Below are 21,993 nucleotides of genomic sequence, written 5' to 3'. Positions count from 1 at the left end.
TATGTTCTACCCCGAAGCGTCAGCGCCCTGGCCGATCGGAGGCCGGATCGCCGATGCCGATGAAACATCGAGTCGGAGGTGAAACGTGCGCGGTCGCGTGACACGGAGCGCAGTTGCGCTCGGTAGCGCAGGACTGGTGGTCCTCAGCATGGCTGCCTGTCAGCAGTCCAAGCCCGAAGAGGAGTCATCGCAGACTGACCTGAAAATCGTCGAGCAGGTGCAGATCGACGAGAAGGGCGGCGAGGTCAAGGCGGCGGAGGGTGCTGCACCCGCCGATCCCGCAGGCGACGGCAAAGCCAACTGCCCGCCGGTGTCCATTGCCATGGCAGGTGCGCTCAACGGCCCTGACGCGGCGCTCGGCATCAACATCAAGAACGGCGTGCAGCTGGCGATCGACAAGCACAACGCCGCCAATCCGGGTTGCCAGATTCAGCTGAAGCCCTTCGATACCGAGGGCGATCCGCAGAAGGCCACGGCGATTGCACCGCAGATTGTCGACGATCAGTACACGATCGGGCTTGTCGGCCCTGCGTTCTCGGGCGAGACGAAGGCCACCGGCGGTGTCTTCGCCCAGGCCGGCCTGGTGGCCGTGACGGCCTCGGCGACGAACCCGACGCTCAGCGAGAACGGTTGGCAGACGTTCTTCCGCGGTTTGGCGAACGACGCCGTTCAGGGTCCGTCGGTGGCGAACTACATGAAGGGCGCGCTGGGCTACAAGAAGGTCTGCGTGATCGACGACAGCACCGACTACGGCCTCGGCCTGGCGACTGCCGTTCGTGACACGTTGGGCGACGTCGCCGATTCGGGTTGCAACATCTCGGTGAAGAAGGGCGACAAGGACTTCTCCGCTGCGGTGACCCAGGTGAAGGGTGTCAGCCCGGACGCGGTGTTCTACGGCGGCTACTACTCGGAGGCCGCTCCGCTTGTCCAGCAGCTCAAGGATGGCGGATTCGAAGGAACGTTCGTCAGCGCCGACGGAACCAAGGACCCGCAGTTCGTCAGCCAGGCCGGTGAAGCTGCCAAGGACGCGATCCTGTCGTGCCCGTGCGGTCCGGCCACCGGTCCGTTCGCCGAGGAGTACCAGAAGAAGTTCAACGCAGAAGCTGGCACCTACAGCGCCGAGGGCTATGACCTGGGCACCATCCTGGTCAAGGGCATCGACTCGGGCGCCATCACCCGGCCCGCGTTGCTCGATTTCGTGAAGAACTACAACGGTCAGGGCGTGGCACGCAACTACCAGTGGTCGCCGACCGGCGAGCTCACTACCAATTTGATCTGGATCTTCAAGGTTCAGTGACCCTGCGGCGAAGCGCGTCCGAGACCTGAAGGCTCGGACGCGTTTTCGCTTCAAGATAACCTTCGCGAGGGACCCGCCACCGGATGAGCTTGATGCCCACTGACTGTCTAGACCAGTACGCCTGCCTGGCCGCCAACATCAACTTCAATCTGGAGAACCTGCGAAGCGGCTTCTGGCAGTTGACGATCGACGGATTGTCGTGGGGGGCGATCTACGCGCTGGTGGCGGTCGGCTACACGCTGGTGTTCGGTGTGCTGCGCCTGATCAACTTCGCTCATTCCGAGATTTTCATGCTCGGCATGTTCGGGACCTACTTCGCGCTCGACATCATCCTGGGTTTCACGCCCAGCGGCAACGCGTACAACAAGGGCATCGCGCTGACGGTGTTGTATCTGGCGATCGCCATGTTGTTCGCGATGCTGGTCTCCGGTACGGCCGCGGTCGGACTGGAGTTCGTCGCCTACCGGCCGCTACGAAGACGCAATGCGCGGTCGCTGACCTTCCTGATCACCGCGATCGGCATGTCGTTCGTACTGCAGGAATTCGTGCATTTCGTTCTCCCCAAGCTGATCAAGGGTTACGGCGGCAGTAACGCTCAACAGCCGATCATCCTTGTGCAGCCGAAGACCCAATTCACCATCTTCGGCGCGTCGGTGTCCAACGTCACGTTGCTCATCATCGTGGCGGCATTGGCCCTCGCGCTGCTGACAGATATCGCGATCAACAGGACGAAGTTCGGCCGCGGCATTCGCGCCGTCGCACAGGACTCGACCACCGCCACGTTGATGGGTGTCTCGCGGGAACGCATCATCATGACGACCTTCCTGATCGGCGGCCTGTTGGCCGGTGCCGCGGCGCTGTTGTACACGTTGAAGGTCCCGCAGGGGATCATCTACTCCGGCGGATTCCTTCTCGGTATCAAAGCGTTCTCGGCTGCGGTGCTCGGTGGTATCGGCAACTTGCGCGGAGCGCTGCTCGGCGGTCTGTTGCTCGGCATCATGGAGAACTACGGGCAGGCCGTTTTCGGCACCCAGTGGCGTGACGTGATCGCCTTCGCGTTGCTCGTCATGGTGCTGTTGTTCCGGCCGACCGGGATACTCGGTGAGAGCCTCGGGAAGGCACGCGCATGAGTTCAAGCGAGTCGGATCGCGCATCGACGGCAAGCGAGAAGCGGGCAAAGCGGCTGCTGGCGCCCGGCGACGGCCTGAGGCAGTGGTGGGACGGTCTGTCCCGGACCCAGAAGTGGATTTTCGGTGTGCTGCTGTTCGGCGCCGTCGCCTTGTTGCCGCTGTACACCCCGCCGTTCCTTGACACACCGGGAATCAGCTTCGGCGGCACGATGGCGCAGTTCGCGATGGTCGCGATCATCGCGATCGGCCTCAACGTCGTGGTGGGCCAGGCCGGCCTGCTCGACCTCGGCTACGTCGGCTTCTACGCGGTCGGCGCCTACACCGTCGCGCTGCTCACCAGCCCGGACAGCCCGTGGAACCAGGTCGGTGCCGGCAAGTTCTTGAGCACCCCGTGGGCCTGGTTGTCGTGCGTGCCGCTGGCGATGGCGATCACCGCACTTGCGGGCCTGATCCTCGGTATCCCGACGCTGCGGTTGCGCGGCGACTACCTGGCGATCGTCACACTGGGATTCGGCGAGATCATCCGGCTGATGGCGGACAACCTCTCCGATATCACCAACGGCCCACGCGGCCTCAACGAGGTCGCGTTCCCGCGGGTGGGAGAGAGCGAGAAGCTCCCGGAGGGAGTGTTCTCGAGCGCGAACTCGACGGGCGAAGCGAACTACGGCACCTGGTGGTTCTGGCTCGGTCTCTTTCTCATCGTCTGCCTCCTGATGCTCGTCGGGAACCTGGAGCGCAGCCGGGTCGGCCGCGCCTGGATCGCCATCCGCGAGGACGAGGATGCTGCAGAAGTCATGGGGGTCAACACCTTCCGGTTCAAGCTGTGGGCATTCGTGATCGGTGCTGCGATCGGTGGGCTTTCCGGAGCCCTGTACGCGGGCCAGGTGCAGTACGTTGCCCCGCCGACCTTCAACATCATCAACTCGATGCTGTTCCTGTGCGCCGTGGTGCTCGGCGGACAGGGCAACAAGCTCGGCGTGATCTTCGGCGCATTCATCATCGTGTACCTGCCCAACCGCCTGCTGGGGGTGGAATTCCTCGGCATCAACCTCGGTGACTTGAAGTACCTGTTCTTCGGTCTGGCGCTGGTGGTGCTGATGATCTTCCGCCCGGAAGGTCTGTTCCCGGCCCGCCAGCAGCTACTGACGTACGGCAAGGCCGCCCGCGATCTGTTGCGTGCGACACCCGCGGAGAAGGAGCCTGCGGCATGACCACACCGTTGCCGGGCGCAGACGAAACCGTCGAGGAACTGGCCGGGGTCCATCGCGAGATCCATGCCGCCGAAGGTGAAACTCTGCTGCAGACAGAGGATTTGACGGTCAAGTTCGGCGGGCTGACCGCATTGGATTCGGTCACTTTCAACATCCGACGCGGCGAGATCCTCGGCATGATCGGCCCCAACGGTGCGGGCAAGACCACCTGCTTCAATGCGATCACCGGCGTCTACCGACCGAGTTCCGGCTCGGTGATCTTCGACGGGGCGCCGCTGGGCCGCATCAAGCGCCACCAGATCACCCGCAAGGGAATCGCCCGCACGTTCCAGAACATCCGGCTGTTCGGCGAGATGACCGCACTCGAGAACGTCATTGTCGGCACCGATGCGCGGCACCACACTTCGGTGCCAGGCGCTCTAGCCCGCACCCCGCGACACCGCCGCGAGGAGAAGTCGGCGATCGAGCGATCCGCGGCGCTGCTGCACTTCGTCGGCATCGCGCACCGCGGTGAGGAGAAGGCGAAGAACCTGCCCTACGGTGATCAGCGGCGCCTGGAGATCGCGCGTGCGCTGGCAACGGAACCCAAGCTCCTATGCCTTGACGAACCGGCTGCGGGGTTCAACCCGAGCGAGAAGGCGGCGTTGATCGACCTGATCCGCAAGATCCGCGACGACGGCTACACGGTGCTGCTCATCGAGCACGACATGCGGTTGGTGATGGGGGTGACCGACCGGATCGTGGTGCTGGAGTTCGGCCGAAAGATCGCGGACGGGTTGCCCGCCGAGATCCGTGATGACCCGAAGGTCATCGCCGCCTACCTGGGGGTGCCCGATGACGAACTCTCCTGACGACGCCGACGACCGGCCTGTCCTGCTGGAGGCCCGCGACATCGTCGTGCACTACGGCCGTATCAAGGCCCTGCACGGGGTGTCGCTGGTGGTACGCAAAGGCGAGCTGGTCACCCTGCTTGGCTCCAACGGTGCGGGCAAGACCACGATCATGCGCGCCATCTCCGGGCTGCGGCCGCTGACGTCGGGTTCGGTCTGGTTCGAGGGCAAAGACATCTCGCGGGTGAAAGCACACCGCCGGGTGACAGAAGGACTGATCCAGGCGCCAGAGGGCCGCGGTGTGTTTCCCGGTATGAGCGTCATTGAGAACCTGGAAATGGGTTGTTACGGACGCAAATTCGCGTCCAAGGCGGAGCACAAAGAACGTCTCGACTGGGTGCTGGAGACCTTTCCTCGGCTGGCCGAGCGCAGGAGCCAGGTGGGCGGCACGCTGTCCGGCGGTGAGCAGCAGATGCTGGCGATCGGCCGGGCGCTGATGGCGCGTCCCGAGGTGCTGCTGCTCGACGAGCCGTCGATGGGGTTGGCGCCCATGGTGATATCTCAGATCTTCAAGATCATCGCCGACATCAACGCGCAGGGCACGACGGTGCTGCTCGTCGAGCAGAACGCGCAGCAGGCGCTCACCCGGTCCGACCGTGCCTACATTCTGGAGACGGGCGAGATCACCCGTGAGGGTAATGCCCGAGAGTTGCTGGAGGACGACAGCATTCGCGCCGCCTACCTCGGCGTCGCCTAGCAAAGCGAGCGGTGGTGCGCGCGGACGCTCTCGGCAATAGGCCCGGTGAAAAACTGCCGACCGCTCATTCTTGTACAGATCATCGAGCTCAAACCGTACAAGGTTGAGCGCTCGCGACGCGTCCGCGGCGCGGGCCCGGGTCTAGGGTGATCCCGCTCCGGGGACCTCCACTCGGGCCTGCATGATCCACCCCGTCGACTCGCCTTTCGCAACGCCCTCGATGGTGGTGTCATCGACGACCAAAGAGGGCGGGCGCAATCTCCTCGACGGCTGAGGCCATGGGAGGAGGCTAGCGAGCCACGACCACCGACGAGCCGTGTCCGAACAATCCCTGATTGGCCGTGACGCCGACGGTGGCACCCTCGACCTGGCGGCCGGTGGCCTGGCCCTTCAGCTGCCATGTCAACTCGCAGACCTGGGCGATGGCCTGAGCCGGGATCGCCTCGCCGAAACACGCCAAACCGCCGGACGCGTTGACGGGGATCTTTCCGCCGATCGTCGTTGCGCCGCTGCGCAACAGCCCCTCGGCCTCGCCCTTGGCGCACAGGCCGAGATGCTCGTACCAGTCGAGTTCCAGCGCCGTCGAGAGGTCGTAGACCTCCGCGAGGCTGAGGTCCTCGGGTCCGATACCGGCCTCCGCGTAGGCGGCATCGAGGATCTGGTCCTTGAAAACGCGTTCTGGTGCAGCCACGGCGGCAGTCGAATCGGTTGCGATATCCGGTAATTCGGGCAGATGCTGAGGATACTGCGGTGTTTGAAGGCTGACGGCACGCACCGAAGGCACACCCTCCACCGATCCGAGGTGCTTCTCGGCGAACGCCTTGCTCGCCACGATCAGAGCCGCCGCGCCGTCGGACGTCGCGCAAATATCAAGCAGCCGAAGCGGATCCGACACCACCGGGCTGGCAAGCACATCCTCGACGGAGCTTTCCTTGCGGTAGCGCGCGTTCGGGTTGTCCAGGCCGTGCTTGGCGTTCTTGACCTTTACCTGCGCGAAGTCTTCGAGCGTCGCGCCGTAGAGGTCCATCCGGCGGCGCGCCAGCAGCGCGAAGTACACCGTGTTCGTCGCGCCGATCAGGTGGAAGCGCTGCCAATCCGGATCGTTCTTGCGTTCTCCGCCGACCGGCGCGAAGAAGCCCTTGGGCGTGGTGTCTGCACCGATCACCAGGGCGACGTCGCAGAATCCCGCCAGAATCTGAGCCCGCGCGCTCTGCAGGGCCTGCGAGCCGCTGGCGCATGCGGCGTAGCTCGAGGTAACGGGAACACCGTTCCAGCCGAGCTTCTGGGCGAACGTCGCCCCCGCGACGAAGCCGGGGTATCCGTTGCGGATGGTGTCGGCGCCCGCAACCAGCTGGATTTGGCGCCAGTCCAGGCCGGCCTCGGCGAGTGCGGCTCGCGCGGCGACGACGCCGTACTCGGTGAAGTCGCGACCCCACTTCCCCCACGGATGCATGCCGGCGCCGAGGATGTAAACGGGTTCGGGGCTCATGCGATCCTCCATGCGTAGACGACGCGCTCGACCCCGTCGTCGTCGGTGTAAAGCGGCATGGTCGTCAACTCCATCTCCATGCCGACCTTGAGATCCTCGGCCAGTGTGCCGTCGACGACCTTGCCCAGCACGATCAGCCCTTCCTTGGCGAGCTGCACCGCGGCGACGGCGAACGGTTCGAACGGATCCGGAGAGGGATACGGAGGCGGGGGCGCGTATCTGTTCTCGGTGTAGCTCCACAGCGTGCCTCTGCGCGACAGCGGCACCTGAGCCAGCTCGTCGCCGTCACAGGCAGGGTTGGGGCAGTTGTTTGCGCGCGGCGGAAACACGTAGGTGCCGCACTGATGGCACTTACCGCCGATCAGATATGGCTCGCCTGAGCCGTCGGTGGCGAACCAGCCGTCGATCGCGGGTTGGGTGGAAGCTGACACGCGGTCAGCGTACCGACTCCGGCGCCGAAACTGAAACGTGTTCCAGTTTCGCAGGCCCGGCGAAGTTTGGGATCGGTAGCGATCGGACCCGTGTGCACTTTGGCACCAGGAGCGATCCGGGCATCACGGTCCGGGCCAGGAAGAACGGAGACCATCATGGGCTTTTTGAAGAAGGCCAAGGAAGCCGCACAGCAGGCACAACAGTCATTCGCCCAGCAGGGTCAGGGCATGGTGCACGTCCGCGGCGCGGGCCCGATCGACCCGACCATCATGGGCGGGCCGTCGACCCGCTCGGTGGCCGCCGACGACCCGATCTGGCAGCCCATCAACGGCATCTCGCTGCAGGACTACGCGGCGCTCGCCCGGGACGCGCAGGCGCGCGGAATCAACGACGAGGCAGGCATGATCACCCTCGCCAAGGAACGCGGATGGAATCCCGCCGACACCAAGGCCGCGCTCGACGGCTGGGTGCAGCGGATGGGTCAGTCAATGGCCGTCGGGCAGCAGTTCCGCAAGTTCCTCGGCTACTGAGCGGGCCGGGAAATATCATGCCCAACCCGTTCAAGGACTGGGCGCGGATGTACGGCGCCAACAAGCAATACCTGGAGTCGCAGGGCCGGCCGTCGTCCTTCTTCGGCCAGATCGGCGACATCCCCAACCGGATCCACGAGGCGGCCGACGCAGGCGAGATCGGCATGAAGATGATGCGGCACTCGGCGCTCAACAACGGCGCGGGTGTGCGGGCCATCGTCACCGTCGATGGCGCCTGGCAGGTCGGCTCATACATGAACATGTCGCCCGTCATGCGGGTCCAGGGACGCGTCAAGCGCGAGGACGGCACCGCGCCCTACTGCGCCGTCTTCGACGAGGTTGTCGCGCAGATGCACATGGCGCGGATGCGGCCGGGCACGACGCTTGCGGTGTTCGTCGATCCGGCGAACCCGGTTGACATGACGATCGACTGGATCCGTAGCGGTCAGCTCTGACCTTTCGCCACCTCGGTCAGGATGCGCAGTAGATCGCCCGGGTTGTCCCGCATCAGGTTGTGGGCGCCATCGAGTTCATGCACGTGCCAGTTCGGGTCGTCCTTGACCCGTTCGTACGACGGCCGCAGCGGCGAATCTCCCGGCCACTTCAGCGCATAGACGAAGTCGCGACGCCGGAACCTGTTCAAGTCTCCGGTCAGCCTTATCCGCTGGAGAAACGACGCGAGGGGATGGGCCGTCGCGCGCGGGTCGAAGAACGACATCGGCTGGACACCGTAACCGGTGTCGTCGACGTCGAGATACCACTGCCGCTGCTCGTCGTTGACGAGATCCCAGCACGATTCGCCGTCGTGGGGGACGACTGCGTCGAGATACACCAGCGCGTCCACCAGCTCGGGAACGCGATCGGCGACCCCCGTGATCACCATGCCGCCATAGCTGTGTCCGACCAGCACCAGATCGTCGGCGTCGGGCTCGGCCGCCAATGCGGCCAGCACGTCGGTGATGTGTGTTTCGAGGTTGACGCCGCCGTGCGCCAGGTGCGCGCGTTCGGCAATTCCGGTGAGCGTGTAGCTGAGCACCCGGTGGCCTTCATTGCGCAAGCCGGCGGCGAGATCGTCGAAGCACCATTGGCCGTGGCAGGCGCCGGGGATGAGGACGTAGGTGGTCATGCGTGACTCCTATCGGCTTTCGTATCGGTTCGGTATTTGGCCGTGACGCGGGCCAGGTCGTCGGGACGCTGAGTTGCTCCGGCCCTGTGCATCTCGCGGTTGGCCTCGACGACTTTCGCCGTCTCGGGCCGGCGCCGGTCCTCGTAGCCGCGCAAGCCGTGCACGGGGTCGCGCGAAAGCTCCTCGGCCAGCACGGCGGCATCGACGATGGCCTGCGAGCCGCCATTGGCGCCAACGGGATACATCGGATGTGCCGCATCGCCGAGCAGTGTCACGCGGCCGCGCCCCCACCAGGGCAGCACCTCGCGGTCGACCATCGGGTATTCCAGTACCGGTTCGGTCCGGCGCACCAGATCGGCGGCGTCCAGCCAGTGCAGATTCCAGTGGTCGACGTGACGCAGCACCTCGGAACGGTCGCCCGGGCGGTTCCATTTCGCATCGCCGGGCAGTGGTCCTTGCTGTGCCTCGGGCAGCATCACCACCCAGTTGAGCTGACCACCGCCGATCGGGTACACGACGAGATCGACACCGTTGGCGCCCTTGACGATTGACATCGTGCGCCCGTCCAGGAACGGCTCGCCGTCGACGGCGCCGCGGAACATCCGCGACCCCGACCACAGCAGCGGGTCCGGTCCCCGGTGGATGCGGCGGCGGACACATGAGTGGATGCCGTCGGCACCGACCAGCGCACCGGCCACGAGGTCACCGGACGACGTGTGCACCCGCACACAGCCATCCGACTCGTCGAAGCCGACCAACTCGCAGTTGTCGTGAACAGCGTTGGGGCCCAGTCGATCCCGCAGTGCCGAGAGCAACAACATCTGCAGCAGGCCACGGTGCACCGAGTACTGCGGATACCCGTAACCCCCGTCGATACCGCGCTGCTCCCTGAACAGAAGCGCACCGTCGGTGTCGTAGTACGCGACCGCGGCGGGTGCCACGGCGATCCGCGACAGCCGGTCGCCGAGCCCCAGCTCGTAAAGCTCGCGCACGGCATGCGGCAACAGGTTGATGCCGACACCCAGCGGGCGAAGGTCCGTGCGTTCGATGACGGTCACGTCCACATCACGGGCATGGAGTGCGAGTGCGGCGGTCAGGCCACCGATGCCCGCCCCGGCGATGAGAACGTTTTCAGTCATGTCTCCAGCGTTGGCGCATGACCTTCATAAGTCCAATACCGATCTCGTCGTCAAACTATAATGAAAACTTATGGAACTTCGACAGCTGGAGTACCTCGTCGCCGTCGCCGAGGAGGCCAACTTCACCAGGGCAGCCGAACGCATCCACGTCGCTCAGCCCGCGGTCAGCGCACAGATCCAACGTCTGGAACGCGAGCTTGGTCAGATCCTGGTGGATCGGTCGCGACGCGCGGTGCGGCTGACCGCAGCGGGCGAAGCGGTGCTGCCCTATGCCAGGGCCGCACTTGGCGCCGTCCGCGACATGCATGTCGCCGCCGACGAGCTCACCCAGTTGGTGCGCGGCACCGTCACCATCGGAACGGTGACGTCTCACAACGTCGACATGCCGCAACTGCTTGCCGACTTTCACGCAGAGCATCCCAACGTCGAGATCACACTCGGCACAGAGAGTTCCGACAATCTGATCGAGAACGTACGGACCGGAGAGCTCGACGTCGCGATCGCCTCGGTCGGCCCGGACGAGGTGCCCGACGGGCTCGACATCGAGGTCGTCACCGACGAGGCGATCGAGGCGGCGATGTGCCGAGCCGATCCACTCGCGAAACGGAAGACGATCAGGCTGGCCGATCTGCGGGACAGAACGCTGATCGCGCTTCCTGCCGGTGCGGGCATCCGCCATCAGTTCGACCGCGCCTGCGCGCGGGCAGGCGTGACACCGAGGATCGCCTTCGAGGCCAGCACTCCACTCGCGCTGGCCGACCTGGCCGAGCGCGGGCTCGGGGTCGCCATCGTGCCGGCTTCGGTGCCGCGTGGCCGTGCCGATCTGCACGCGGTCTCGTTCGTCCCGGAACTGCGGGGGCGGCTCGTGCTGGCCTGGCGCTCGGCGGGACCGATCAGCCCCGCCGCACGTGTTCTGATCGATCGGGCTCGTCGGCTACTGCGTGTCAGCGGCCATGCATAGAGTAGGGCCGTGACCGCAAGCGCGACGGCCGAGAAGGCGACCGAGAAGCCGATATTGATGCTGCTGGACGGCAATTCGCTGGCGTTCCGGGCGTTCTACGCGCTGCCTGCCGAGAACTTCAAGACCCAGGGCGGCCTGACCACCAACGCGGTGTACGGATTCACCGCGATGCTCATCAACCTGCTGCGCGACGAACAGCCCAGCCACATCGCCGCCGCGTTCGACGTGTCGCGCCAGACGTTCCGGCTGGAGAAGTATCCCGAGTACAAGGCGGGCCGATCGGCCACCCCCGACGAGTTCCGCGGGCAGATCGACATCACCAAAGAGGTGCTCGGTGCGCTGGGCATCACCGTGCTTGCCGAACCGGGGTACGAGGCCGACGACGTCATCGCCACGCTCGCGACGCAGGCCGAAGACGAGGGCTACCGGGTGCTGGTGGTCACCGGCGACCGCGACTCGCTGCAGCTGGTCAGCGACGACGTCACGGTGCTTTACCCGCGCAAGGGCGTCAGCGAGCTGACCCGGTTCACACCGGAGGCGGTGCTCGAGAAGTACGGGCTGACGCCGCTGCAGTACCCGGACTTCGCCGCGTTGCGCGGTGATCCGAGCGACAACCTCCCCGGCATCCCTGGCGTGGGGGAGAAGACCGCGACGAAGTGGATCGCAGAATACGGCTCACTGCAGGCCCTCGTGGATCAGGTCGACACGGTGAAGGGCAAGGTCGGCGATGCGCTGCGGGCCAACTTGTCGCACGTCGTGCTCAACCGCGAGCTCACCGATCTCGTCAAGGACGTGCCGTTGGCCCAGACCCCCGACACCCTGCGCATGCAGCCGTGGAATCGCGACCAGATCCATCGGTTGTTCGACGATCTGGAGTTCCGGGTGCTGCGAGACCGGCTGTTCGACACGCTGGCGTCGGCCGACCCCGAGGTCGACCAGGGGTTCGACGTGCGGGGCGGCGCGCTCGAGGCGGGCGAATTGGCCTCATGGTTGACCGAGCGCAGTACCGGCAGCCGGTTCGGGATGGCCGTCGTCGGCACACACCTGGCCTTCGACGCCGATGCGACAGCGTTGGCGATCGTCGCCTCCGACGGAGACGGTCGCTATCTCGACACCGCGAACCTGCATCCCGACGACGAGGCCGCGCTCGCGTCGTGGCTCGCCGACGCAGCCATACCCAAGGCGCTGCACGAAGCGAAGCTCGCCATGCATGACCTGCAAGGCCGCGGCTGGACGCTTCGCGGTGTCACGTCGGACACCGCGCTCGCCGCCTACCTCGTTCGGCCCGGCCAACGAAGCTTCGCGCTCGACGACCTGTCATTGCGGTACCTGAAACGCGAGCTCCGTGCGGATAATCCTGAGCAGCAACAGCTTTCGTTACTCGACGACACCGAAGGAGTTGATGAGCAGGCGGTCCAGACGTCGATCCTGCGGGCCAGTGCGGTGATGGACCTGGCCGACGCGCTCGATGAGGAGTTGGCGCGCATCGAGTCGGCATCGCTGCTCGGCGAGATGGAGCTGCCTGTCCAGCGGGTGCTCGCCGAGATGGAGACCGCGGGCATCGCCGTCGACCTCGGCCAGCTCTCGGAACTGCAGAGCGAGTTCGCCGCCCAGATCCGCGACGCCGCGGAGGCGGCTTACGGAGTGATCGGCAAGCAGATCAATCTCGGCTCGCCCAAGCAGCTGCAGGTGGTGCTGTTCGACGAGCTGGAGATGCCGAAGACCAAGCGCACCAAGACCGGCTACACCACCGATGCAGATGCGCTGCAGTCGCTGTTCGACAAGACCGGCCACCCGTTCCTTCAACATCTGCTGGCGCACCGCGACGTCACCCGGCTCAAGGTCACCGTCGACGGGCTGCTGAACTCGGTCGCGTCCGACGACCGGATCCACACCACGTTCAACCAGACGATCGCGGCCACTGGACGGCTGTCGTCGACCGAACCGAACCTGCAGAACATCCCGATCCGCACCGAGGCGGGGCGCCGGATCCGCGACGCGTTCGTTGTCGGCGACGGCTTCGAAGAGCTGATGACGGCCGACTACAGCCAGATCGAGATGCGGATCATGGCGCACCTGTCGAAGGACGAGGGCCTCATCGAGGCGTTCCGCACCGGCGAGGATCTGCACTCGTTCGTCGCGTCGCGGGCGTTCTCCGTTCCGATCGACGAGGTCACCGCCGAGCTGCGGCGCCGCGTCAAGGCGATGTCCTACGGGCTGGCATACGGATTGAGTGCGTACGGCCTCGCCGCGCAGCTGAAGATCTCCACCGAAGAGGCCAAGGTGCAGATGGAGCAGTACTTCGACCGGTTCGGCGGGGTGCGCGACTACCTTCGCGATGTCGTCGACCAGGCCCGCAAGGACGGTTATACGTCGACGGTGTTCGGTCGACGGCGGTACCTGCCGGAGCTGGACAGCAGCAACCGCAACGTCCGAGAGGCCGCCGAACGGGCCGCGCTGAACGCCCCGATCCAGGGCAGCGCCGCCGACATCATCAAGGTGGCGATGATCGAGGTCGACACGGCGCTAAAGGACGCCGGGCTGAAGTCGCGGATGCTGTTGCAGGTGCACGACGAATTGCTGTTCGAGGTCGCGCCGGGGGAACGAGACGACCTCGAGAAGCTGGTGCGCGACAAGATGGGCGGCGCTTATGCGCTGGATGTGCCGCTGGAGGTGTCGGTCGGATACGGCCGGAGCTGGGACACTGCGGCGCACTAACCGAAGTCTTACCGCAGGAAGCAGCCGAGGTAGTCGACGCTTGCGCGGGACATTTCGGCAAGCATGTTCTTGTCGCCGACCGGATCATTTCGATAAGCGAGGTCGAGACCCTTGTCGAGCATGCCGACGAAAACCTGAGTCACTATGTCCAACGGCACGTTCGGGGCGTCGGGTCTGATCTCGGTGACACTGGCGGCGAGGTAGGCGGCGAGCGCGTCGTCGTGCAACCGGTTCGCCTGCAGCATGCGGCCGGTGAACTCCGCCGAGAACCACAGTGACCTGAACCCCGGTGAAGCGTCGAAGAATTCGATCACCGTGTCGATTCCGGCGACCACCGTGGGGCGCCAGTCCGGCCCCGCGAGGCTGAAACCGACGTCGTCCAGGCTGCGGTCGAGTTGGAGCAGTCCGTTGACCATGACCTCTTCCAGGAGCGCTTCGCGGTCGTCGAAGAAGTTGTAGAGCCAACCGATGGACACTTCTGCCCGCCCGGCCACGGATGTTGTCGTCACCGACTCCGGGCCGGCCTCGTCCAGGAACGCCGCGGTGGCCTGCAGGACGCGCGCCAACTTGTCCTGGCTGCGAGATTGGATCGCCGAGCGTCGGGCGCCGACCTGCGACATGACCGGAATCATCAAGTCCGCCAGGCGCTCCGGTGTAATGAGCCCTTTACCGACGGGCAGCGCCGCCGAAACCTGAGACTGATTCACTTTCAGCTGTCACCTTCCTGCGGGCGCCGCCTCAATGCCGAAGCACCCGAGTCCACCGGATCGCTCGACTCTAGCCCACCGAGGCCCCGTCGCCGTTCGCCTCGAATGCCCTGTCACACGAATGGAGTACCCGCGTGCCCAAGTACCACCTGCCGCCCACCGCCACGCCAGCCGACGTCACCGCCGCGATCCGCAAGGACGGCTTCGTCATCGTCGACAATCTCGTCTCCAACGAGGTCATGGACCGAATCACCGAGGAGCTGGACGAATACATCGACCTCACCCCGCTGGGTCTCGACGACTTCGTCGGTCGCCAGACGCGGCGAACCGGCTCGTTGATTCCACGGTCGGTGACCAGCCGTGAGCTCATCGCACACCCGCTGGTACTGGGTGCCACGGCGGACCTCCTGCACAAGGCCACGGCCTATCAGCTGCATCTGACGCAGGTGATCTCCGTGCTGCCCGGTGAGACGCATCAGCCCCTCCACCGTGACGAACTCGCCTGGGACTTCTTCCCCTTCCCGCTCGACTACGACGTCCAGTGCAACACCATGTGGGCGATGACCGACTTCACCGTCGAGAACGGTGCGACCCGCATCGTGCCGGGCAGCCACCTCATCGAGGGCAAGCAGACCTACGAGGACGACGACCCGAGGATCGTGCGCGCGGAAATGGAGCGCGGTTCGATGTTCTTCTACTCCGGCAAGGTGTATCACGGTGCCGCCGCGAACAATTCGCAGTCGGTTCGCCAGGGGATCAACCTCACTTACTGCGTCGGCTGGGTCCGGCAGGAAGAGAACCAGTATCTGTCGACGCCGATCGAAGTGGCACGCACGCTCGATGAGGACCTGCTCAAGTTGATGGGTTACCAAATGGGTGGGCTGGCAGTGGGATACATCAGGGACTTCGAAGACCCCATGGCCGCCATCCGAGACGACCTGCCGAAGAAGCAATACGAGTTCGCGTCGTTGACGAAGAAGACCGACCACCTCAACTCCGATTACATGGATACCTTCCACGAAGAGATGGTGAACGCCGAAACCCCAGTTGCTGCAGGAGGAATGGCGTGATCGTCCGTAGCAACCCCGAGGTCGGGTACGTCGACGAGTCGACGTTCGAGCTGCTGGGTTTCAGTCAGGTCGTTCGCGCCAAGGACACCGTCTACTACTCCGGAATCGCACCCTTCACCGGCGCCCCACCGGAATTCACGGTGATCGGCACCGGCTCGATGGAAGAGCAGGTGCTGTTCCTGATGGACATCCTGGAACGGTGTCTGGCGTCCGAGCACCAGACGCTGGAGAACTTGGTGGCCGTCACCGTCTACGCGACCGACGTGCCGGCTCTCATGGCGACCGCCGAGCTCTTCGCGAAGCGATTCGGCGCCGCGCCTCCCTCGAGCACCTGGGTCGGGGTCACCGCCCTTGCTCACCCCGATCAACTCGTCGAGCTCACCGCAACCGCGGTCGACCTCTAGAAGGTATGGAGAACTTACGTGACCGCAAACCCTGAGGTCGCTGCGGCGCCTCTTGTAGCAGACGACTCGGCGGAGCCGAGTCTGGCAAAGGGCGTCGTCAACTTGCCCGGCGTTCTATTCGTGGCCATCGCGACGATGGCGCCCGGCGCAGGCGCGGCATACGCCATCAGCACCGGTGCGTTGTTCGGCGGTGGCGCGCTCCCGTTGGCGGTGGTCTTTGCACTCGTCGGAAGCCTTCTGGTAGCGACGGCGATCGGCCAACTCGCCAAACACATTTCGTCGGCCGGCGGGTTGGCGTCATACGTCGGCACCGCCATGCACACCGGTGTCGGTTTCGTCATCGCGTGGGCGTATCCGTTCATGTATCTGTTCGCGATGCCGTACTTGGCGCTGGTGTTCGGCAACCTGCTGGCCACGACGGTGGCACCCGACGGAGGAACTGCCTTCAACGTCGTCTGGACGGTCGGGGCGCTGGCCTGCCTGGGTGGCGCGTTCGCGACGAACTTCTTCGGTGTGGAGATCGGTGTCCGGTTCGGGTTGATACTCGGCCTGTTCGAGATCGCGGTACTCGTCGTCATGTCGGTGTGGATGGTCTTTGCCGCGGGTGACGCCAACACCGTGACGCTGTTCACCCCTGCGGCTGCGACGGTGCCCGGATTCGAGGGGATGGGCGGTGTGATCGCCGCCTCCGTCTACGGCTTCCTCGCGTTCATCGGCTTCGAGGCGGCCGCGCCACTTGCCGAGGAAACCAAGGACCCCCGCCGCACGGTCCCTCGGGCGGTAATGTTGTCCTGCTTGCTTATTGGCCTGTTCTACGTGCTCACCTCCTATGCGTCGGCGGTGTACTTCGGACCGGACAAGATGGCTGACTTCATGGCGTATCACGGCGGCAATGCCTGGATTGGGCTTGCCACGAATCTGTGGGGCGGCGGCTGGGTGATCCTGCTGACGGTCTTGCTGGTCTCGTCGTTCGCATGCATGAATGGTGCGGCGATGGCTGCCACCCGGAGCATCATGGCCATGGGACGCAGCGGGACGCTGCCGAAGTTCTTCGGCCACGTCCACCCACGCTGGCGGTCGCCGTCCACGGCGATCACGGTGTTCTTCGTGCTCGGGGCGATTCTCACCTTGGTCGGCGGCTACGCGTGGGATCCGGTCACGGCGTACGCGGTGTTCGGCACTGCGCTGACGGTCGCGGTGTTGCCGATCTACTTCGTGACGGCCCTGGCCTGCCCGGTGTACTACCTGCGCTACCGACGGTCCGAGTTCAACGTGTTCCTGCACCTCCTCGTGCCGGTGCTCGGTGCGGTCTTGCTGATTCCGGCGTTCTGCGCGGGGGCCGGGATCCCGGCGTTCAGCTTCGCGACCGCGCTGAGTTGGCCGTTGAGTCTGGCCGGTCCAGTCGTTGCCGCCTGGTATCTGATCGGCATCGCACTGATGGGCTATCTGCTGGTGAAGCGCCGGTCGAGCCTGCAGATGCTATCGGCATCCGCGTATCCGGAGCCGGACCTTCAGCAGGTGCCGGCACCGGTGCGCTCGCCTGCCGTCGACGGCGGTCTGGCTCTAGAGGCAGGGTGAGGTCGCCCGCGCCCTAAGTCGGCGCGCTAGGCCGGGGAGCGGAAGTGGGTCAGCCCCTGCAGGGCAGGGGCGCCCGCCCGCGCTCCGTAGACCGCGTACGTCTCCTCGGTCAGCAGCGCGTTCACCCGCTGGTCCCCGAAGCCGCGGTCGATGCGGTCCCGGACGAAGGCCAGCTCGACCACTTGCGCGGCGAAGGTCTTCACGGCCTTGGCCGCGGGCTTTCCGCCAATCCGGGCGGCCTGCGCTATCGCCGCCTTCCGCGGACGGATCGCGCCGAGCCAGGTCGCCTCGTTGGGCGTCACCAGGCCCGCGGCCACCATGCCCGGCAGCTTCTCGGCGACGATCCGCTGCTCCTTGCGCCTGCTTGCCACCGCGAGCCAGATCGCCAGCCCGAAGATCGGCACCATCCACAGCAGGTAAACGCCGAAGTACGCGCCGATGCCGAGCAGCGACGACCCGTTCCACATTCCGTGCATGATCACCGCGGCGATGTAGCCGAGCAGGAGATAGCCGACCTTGGCCAGGGCGTTTCGGTGTTGCAACGCGAACCACACGCCGATGCCGAAGAACGTGGTGAACAGCGAATGCGCGAAAGGCGCCATGATCAGCCGCATCGCCGCGGTCAACAGCGAGTCGCCGACCGTCTCTCCTCCGCCGATGTAGAGGATGTCCTCCAGCCAGGCGAACCCGGCGCCGACCAGGCCGGCGTACACCAGGCAGTCGGTCAGCGAGTTGAGCTCGTTGCGACGCCGACCGGTCATCATCAGCAGAAGAAACAGGCCCTTCGCCGCCTCTTCGGTCAAGGGCGCGCCGAGCACGATCGTGACCGGGCTGACCGACTCCGCTGCGCCAGGGTTGATCGCGGCCTCGGCGACGAGCTGAAGTATCGACGCGATGATGACGGCGACCGACGCGCCCCAGAGAAAGGCCAGCACAAGCAGCCGAGCTGGCTCCGGCTCCCATCGGTCCAACCACAGGTAGGCCAGCACGACGACCGTCATGGCGATGCTGGACAACACGAACCCAATTGCCGTTCCGACCGGGTTGAACGCGGTCAGCGCGATGATGATCAGGCCGGCGATCGTTCCCAGCAGGATCAGCACGGCAAGCGGTGCCCCGACCTTGCGGACCTTCTTCTGGATCGGCGGATACGGCGGGAGGAATTGCAGTGGCTGCTGCGGCGGACCGGCATAAGTCACCTGAGCAGGGTAGCGGTCGATCGCCAAGGCCGAGGGACCTAGTTTGTCCAGCGTGTACACAGTCGAGTAATCTCGACGGGTACCCGTCTGTGGTTTTGCGATCTCTGCTGCGGGTCACGCCAATAACAACTGTCCCTACTACCCAACCTGTCCGGAGCAACCCACCACATGCCAAGTCCCTCCGTCACCTCGCCGCAAGTAGCCGTCAACGACATCGGCTCGGCCGAGGACTTTCTCGCCGCCATCGACAAAACCATCAAATACTTCAACGATGGCGACATCGTCGAGGGAACCATCGTCAAAGTTGACCGTGACGAGGTCCTGCTCGACATCGGTTACAAGACCGAAGGCGTCATCCCCTCCCGAGAGCTCTCCATCAAGCACGACGTCGACCCCTCTGAGGTTGTGTCCGTCGGCGATGAGGTCGAAGCCCTTGTCCTCACCAAGGAGGACAAGGAAGGCCGTCTGATCCTGTCCAAGAAGCGTGCGCAGTACGAGCGCGCCTGGGGCACCATCGAAGAGCTCAAGGAAAAGGACGAGGCCGTCAAGGGCACCGTCATCGAGGTCGTCAAGGGCGGCCTGATCCTCGACATCGGCCTGCGTGGCTTCCTGCCCGCGTCGCTGGTCGAGATGCGCCGTGTCCGCGATCTGCAGCCGTACATCGGCAAGGAGATCGAGGCCAAGATCATCGAGCTCGACAAGAACCGCAACAACGTGGTGCTGAGCCGCCGCGCCTGGCTGGAGCAGACCCAGTCGGAGGTGCGCAGCGAGTTCCTCAACCAGCTGCAGAAGGGCGCCATCCGCAAGGGTGTCGTTTCGTCCATCGTCAACTTCGGCGCGTTCGTCGATCTCGGCGGTGTCGACGGCCTGGTGCACGTCTCCGAGCTGTCCTGGAAGCACATCGATCATCCGTCCGAGGTTGTTCAGGTTGGCGACGAGGTCACCGTCGAGGTGCTCGACGTCGACATGGACCGCGAGCGGGTGTCGTTGTCGCTCAAGGCGACTCAGGAAGACCCGTGGCGGCACTTCGCCCGCACCCACGCGATCGGTCAGATCGTGCCAGGCAAGGTCACCAAACTGGTGCCGTTCGGTGCGTTCGTCCGCGTCGAGGAAGGCATCGAGGGCCTGGTGCACATCTCCGAGCTGGCCGAGCGCCACGTGGAGGTGCCCGATCAGGTAGTCGCCGTCGGCGACGACGCCATGGTCAAGGTCATCGACATCGATCTGGAGCGTCGCCGCATCTCGCTATCGCTCAAGCAGGCCAACGAGGATTACACCGAGGAGTTCGACCCCAGCAAGTACGGCATGGCCGACAGCTACGACGAGCAGGGCAACTACATCTTCCCCGAGGGCTTCGACTCCGAGACCAACGAATGGCTCGAGGGCTTCGAGAAGCAGCGCGACGAGTGGGAGGCTCGCTACGCGGAGGCCGAGCGCAGGCACAAGATGCACACCACGCAGATGGAGAAGTTCGCAGCAGCCGAGGCAGCAGATGTCGCGGCGTCCGCATCGAAGGGCAACGGCGCACCGCGGGACGACGAGCAGTCGGCAGGCGGGTCGCTTGCCAGCGACGCTCAGCTGGCGGCGCTCCGGGAGAAGCTCGCGGGCAGCGCATAGTCAGCGCTTGACCGCATGCTGCGCATCGGTCTGACCGGCGGAATCGGCGCCGGCAAGTCGACGGTGTCCGCCGCCTTCAACGAGTGCGGCGGCATCATCGTCGATGGAGACGTCATCGCCAGGGAGGTCGTCGAGCCCGGCACCGAGGGACTGTCCGCGCTGGTCGACGCGTTCGGCGCGGACATCCTGCTGCCCGATGGGGCGTTGAACCGGCCGGCGCTGGCCGCCAAGGCGTTCGTCGACGACGAGCAGCGCGCCAAGCTGAACGGCATCGTCCATCCGCTGGTGGGCAGGCGGCGCGAGGAGATCATCGCCGCGGTGTCCGACGACGCGGTCGTGGTCGAGGACATCCCACTGCTGGTCGAGACGGGGATGGCGCCGATGTTCCCGCTCGTGGTCGTCGTCCATGCGGATGAAGAGACTCGGGTGGCACGGCTCATCAAGCGCGGAATGGACGAGGCCGACGCCCGCGCGCGGATCGCCGCTCAGGCGTCTGAGGAGCAGCGCCGCGCGATTGCCGATGTGCTGCTGGACAACTCGGGCTCGCAGGGCGCGCTAGTCGAGAAGGCACGCGACCTCTGGTACAACCGAGTGCTGCCGCTCGCGGCCAATATCCGCGCCGGGCAATGCGTCCCGTCCGTCCATCAGCTCGTGCCCTTCAATCCGGCATGGTTTGACGACGCAAGTCGGATCATCAAGCGCATCCAAACCGCCTGCGGACCAAAGGCATTGCGGGTCGATCACATCGGCTCCACCGCCGTCGAGGGGATGGACGCAAAAGACGTCATCGACATCCAGATCACCGTTGAATCACTCGATGTCGCCGACGAACTCGCCGAACCGTTGGCCGACGTCGGCTACCCGCGCGTCGATCACATCAGCACCGACACCCCCCATACCGATGATCCGGCATTGTGGCGCAAGCGGTTTCACTGCGCGGCCGATCCCGGCAGGCCTGCCAACGTTCACGTCAGGGTCGACGGTTGGCCAGGTCAACAGTTCGCGCTCTTGTTCACCGACTGGCTCAAGGCCAATCCCGGTGTGCGCGAGGACTACTTGAAGGCAAAGCGCCACGCGCTGACGGAGCCTCACTACGCAGAGGCAAAAGAGCCGTGGTTCCTCGACGCCTATTGGCGGGCGAAGGCGTGGGCCGATTCCACAGGGTGGACGGCCGGGGCCCGCTAGGCGGCCGCGGGAGCAGCGCCTTCGGCAGGCGGTGCTTCCTGCGCAGGCGCATCGGGCATAGGGCTGTCAAGCGCCGCGCCGCACTGCAGCGTGCCGTACAGCGGGTCGTCCTTGACGCGGAACAGCCTCGGCGCGATGAATTGATCGGCTTGGGCGACTATTTCGTCGTCGACGAGGATCTCGCAGTGCAGATTCGATCCGTACGGCCACTCGATGGAGACTGTCATGCCCGCCAGCTTCGGGTCGGAAAGGACCGTGTTGACCTCGAACGTGGCTCCCGGTAGCAGCGTCGGTTGGTCGCTGTTGACGTTCGTGTCATCGATCTTGTAGGACACCACCGCTCCGCGCGACGTGCCGTCGGCGCGAGCTCGATACGTGACGTTGTGCTGCAACCCGTCACCGGGAGCGGGCGCCACGTCAGTCTGGGAATCGGCGCCCGGATCGGCCGGCGCCGTGGGAGCATTGACCTGCGCCGCGAGCCCGAGAGCAGCCGCGGCCACGAGCGCGAGGGCGCTGCGTTTGGTGACACTCATGACATAAAACCTTACAACTCGGGTGTGATCAGGCCTCGTCGACCTGCAGTTTTGGCGTCATGAAGACCATCGCTGCGGCG

General features: G+C 65.2%; 21 protein-coding genes. 14 read left to right on the top strand and 7 right to left on the bottom strand.

The genetic code is table 11. From position 1 onward, the window contains the following. Positions 1-85 precede the first annotated feature (85 nt). From D6M19_RS24440 to D6M19_RS24420, 5 genes are all read left to right on the top strand, one after another. Positions 86-1,297: a branched-chain amino acid ABC transporter substrate-binding protein gene (locus D6M19_RS24440; protein ID WP_123027852.1), complete on the top strand. Its 1,212-nt coding sequence runs from the start codon at positions 86-88 to the stop codon at positions 1,295-1,297. Between the two features lie 92 nt (positions 1,298-1,389). Continuing rightward, the gene (locus tag D6M19_RS24435; protein ID WP_123027876.1) at positions 1,390-2,427 is read left to right on the top strand and encodes a branched-chain amino acid ABC transporter permease; all 1,038 of its coding nucleotides are present in this window, start codon (positions 1,390-1,392) and stop codon (positions 2,425-2,427) included. After that, positions 2,424-3,638 (top strand): branched-chain amino acid ABC transporter permease, encoded by a 1,215-nt coding sequence (locus D6M19_RS24430; protein WP_123027851.1) that lies wholly within the window; start codon positions 2,424-2,426, stop codon positions 3,636-3,638. Before D6M19_RS24435 ends, D6M19_RS24430 begins: the two co-directional genes overlap by 4 nt. Next, the gene (locus D6M19_RS24425) at positions 3,635-4,489 is read left to right on the top strand and encodes an ABC transporter ATP-binding protein (RefSeq protein WP_123027850.1); all 855 of its coding nucleotides are present in this window, start codon (positions 3,635-3,637) and stop codon (positions 4,487-4,489) included. The genes D6M19_RS24430 and D6M19_RS24425 overlap by 4 nt, the downstream gene beginning before the upstream one ends. Further along, complete coding sequence (locus D6M19_RS24420) at positions 4,473-5,225, top strand: ABC transporter ATP-binding protein (protein WP_123027849.1); 753 nt, start codon at positions 4,473-4,475, stop codon at positions 5,223-5,225. The genes D6M19_RS24425 and D6M19_RS24420 overlap by 17 nt, the downstream gene beginning before the upstream one ends. Positions 5,226-5,514: 289 nt before the next feature. Here the strand turns inward: D6M19_RS24420 and D6M19_RS24415 are convergent, their stop codons facing one another. Both D6M19_RS24415 and D6M19_RS24410 read right to left on the bottom strand, forming a co-directional pair. Beyond that, complete coding sequence (locus tag D6M19_RS24415; RefSeq protein ID WP_407665402.1) at positions 5,515-6,726, bottom strand: lipid-transfer protein; 1,212 nt, start codon at positions 6,724-6,726, stop codon at positions 5,515-5,517. Next, positions 6,711-7,145, bottom strand: coding sequence for a Zn-ribbon domain-containing OB-fold protein (locus D6M19_RS24410; protein ID WP_123027848.1), 435 nt, complete (start codon positions 7,143-7,145; stop codon positions 6,711-6,713). Before D6M19_RS24410 ends, D6M19_RS24415 begins: the two co-directional genes overlap by 16 nt. Positions 7,146-7,301: 156 nt before the next feature. Between D6M19_RS24410 and D6M19_RS24405 the strand changes: the two genes are divergently transcribed. Beyond that, positions 7,302-7,676 carry a hypothetical protein gene (locus D6M19_RS24405; protein ID WP_123027847.1) on the top strand — a complete coding sequence of 125 codons (375 nt, stop codon included), beginning with the start codon at positions 7,302-7,304 and terminating at the stop codon, positions 7,674-7,676. A gap of 17 nt (positions 7,677-7,693) precedes the next feature. Next, a complete protein-coding gene (locus D6M19_RS24400) occupies positions 7,694-8,131 on the top strand; it encodes a hypothetical protein (RefSeq protein ID WP_123027846.1) in 438 nt (145 codons plus the stop codon). Here D6M19_RS24400 and D6M19_RS24395 read toward each other — a convergent pair. Then, positions 8,122-8,802, bottom strand: a complete 681-nt coding sequence (locus D6M19_RS24395; RefSeq protein ID WP_123027845.1) for an alpha/beta fold hydrolase — start codon at positions 8,800-8,802, stop codon at positions 8,122-8,124. The two genes, D6M19_RS24400 and D6M19_RS24395, sit on opposite strands and share 10 nt — an antisense overlap. Continuing rightward, the gene (locus D6M19_RS24390; protein ID WP_123027844.1) at positions 8,799-9,941 is read right to left on the bottom strand and encodes an FAD-dependent monooxygenase; all 1,143 of its coding nucleotides are present in this window, start codon (positions 9,939-9,941) and stop codon (positions 8,799-8,801) included. The genes D6M19_RS24395 and D6M19_RS24390 overlap by 4 nt, the downstream gene beginning before the upstream one ends. Before the next feature lie 70 nt (positions 9,942-10,011). On the opposite strand from D6M19_RS24390, the gene D6M19_RS24385 reads away from it, so the two are divergent. Both D6M19_RS24385 and polA read left to right on the top strand, forming a co-directional pair. After that, the gene (locus D6M19_RS24385) at positions 10,012-10,902 is read left to right on the top strand and encodes a LysR family transcriptional regulator (protein WP_123027843.1); all 891 of its coding nucleotides are present in this window, start codon (positions 10,012-10,014) and stop codon (positions 10,900-10,902) included. A 57-nt stretch (positions 10,903-10,959) separates the two neighbouring features. Then, positions 10,960-13,620, top strand: coding sequence for a DNA polymerase I (gene polA, locus D6M19_RS24380; RefSeq protein ID WP_234835026.1), 2,661 nt, complete (start codon positions 10,960-10,962; stop codon positions 13,618-13,620). Between the two features lie 8 nt (positions 13,621-13,628). Here polA and D6M19_RS24375 read toward each other — a convergent pair whose 3' ends face one another. After that, entirely contained in the window at positions 13,629-14,327 is a 699-nt protein-coding gene (locus D6M19_RS24375) for a TetR/AcrR family transcriptional regulator (RefSeq protein ID WP_123027841.1), read from the bottom strand. A gap of 134 nt (positions 14,328-14,461) precedes the next feature. Between D6M19_RS24375 and D6M19_RS24370 the strand changes: the two genes are divergently transcribed. From D6M19_RS24370 to D6M19_RS24360, 3 genes are read left to right on the top strand one after another with little or no spacing between them, the layout of a single operon-like run. Next, positions 14,462-15,397, top strand: coding sequence for a phytanoyl-CoA dioxygenase family protein (locus tag D6M19_RS24370; protein WP_206428622.1), 936 nt, complete (start codon positions 14,462-14,464; stop codon positions 15,395-15,397). Next, complete coding sequence (locus D6M19_RS24365; protein WP_164478665.1) at positions 15,394-15,801, top strand: RidA family protein; 408 nt, start codon at positions 15,394-15,396, stop codon at positions 15,799-15,801. The genes D6M19_RS24370 and D6M19_RS24365 overlap by 4 nt, the downstream gene beginning before the upstream one ends. A gap of 18 nt (positions 15,802-15,819) precedes the next feature. Continuing rightward, a complete protein-coding gene (locus D6M19_RS24360) occupies positions 15,820-17,379 on the top strand; it encodes an APC family permease (RefSeq protein WP_123027839.1) in 1,560 nt (519 codons plus the stop codon). A 26-nt stretch (positions 17,380-17,405) separates the two neighbouring features. On the opposite strand, the gene D6M19_RS24355 is transcribed toward D6M19_RS24360, so the two are convergent. Then, entirely contained in the window at positions 17,406-18,578 is a 1,173-nt protein-coding gene (locus D6M19_RS24355) for a PrsW family intramembrane metalloprotease (protein ID WP_123027873.1), read from the bottom strand. 168 nt (positions 18,579-18,746) lie between these two features. Here D6M19_RS24355 and rpsA point away from each other — a divergent pair, with 168 nt between their 5' ends. Together rpsA and coaE are read left to right on the top strand one after the other, a co-directional pair. Continuing rightward, on the top strand, positions 18,747-20,195 hold the full coding sequence (gene rpsA, locus D6M19_RS24350; protein WP_123027838.1) for a 30S ribosomal protein S1: 1,449 nt from the start codon (positions 18,747-18,749) through the stop codon (positions 20,193-20,195). Positions 20,196-20,210: 15 nt separating this feature from the next. Then, positions 20,211-21,380, top strand: coding sequence for a dephospho-CoA kinase (gene coaE, locus D6M19_RS24345; protein WP_123027837.1), 1,170 nt, complete (start codon positions 20,211-20,213; stop codon positions 21,378-21,380). On the opposite strand, the gene D6M19_RS24340 is transcribed toward coaE, so the two are convergent. Beyond that, a complete protein-coding gene (locus tag D6M19_RS24340; protein WP_123027836.1) occupies positions 21,377-21,913 on the bottom strand; it encodes a hypothetical protein in 537 nt (178 codons plus the stop codon). The genes coaE and D6M19_RS24340 overlap by 4 nt on opposite strands. Between the last annotated feature and the right edge of the window lie 80 nt (positions 21,914-21,993).

The sequence above is a fragment of the Mycolicibacterium stellerae genome (genome assembly GCF_003719305.1).
Lineage (GTDB): Bacteria > Actinomycetota > Actinomycetes > Mycobacteriales > Mycobacteriaceae > Mycobacterium > Mycobacterium stellerae.
The sequence above is the reverse complement of the archived record's forward strand: the minus strand, read 5'-3'. Positions and strand labels throughout refer to the sequence as shown.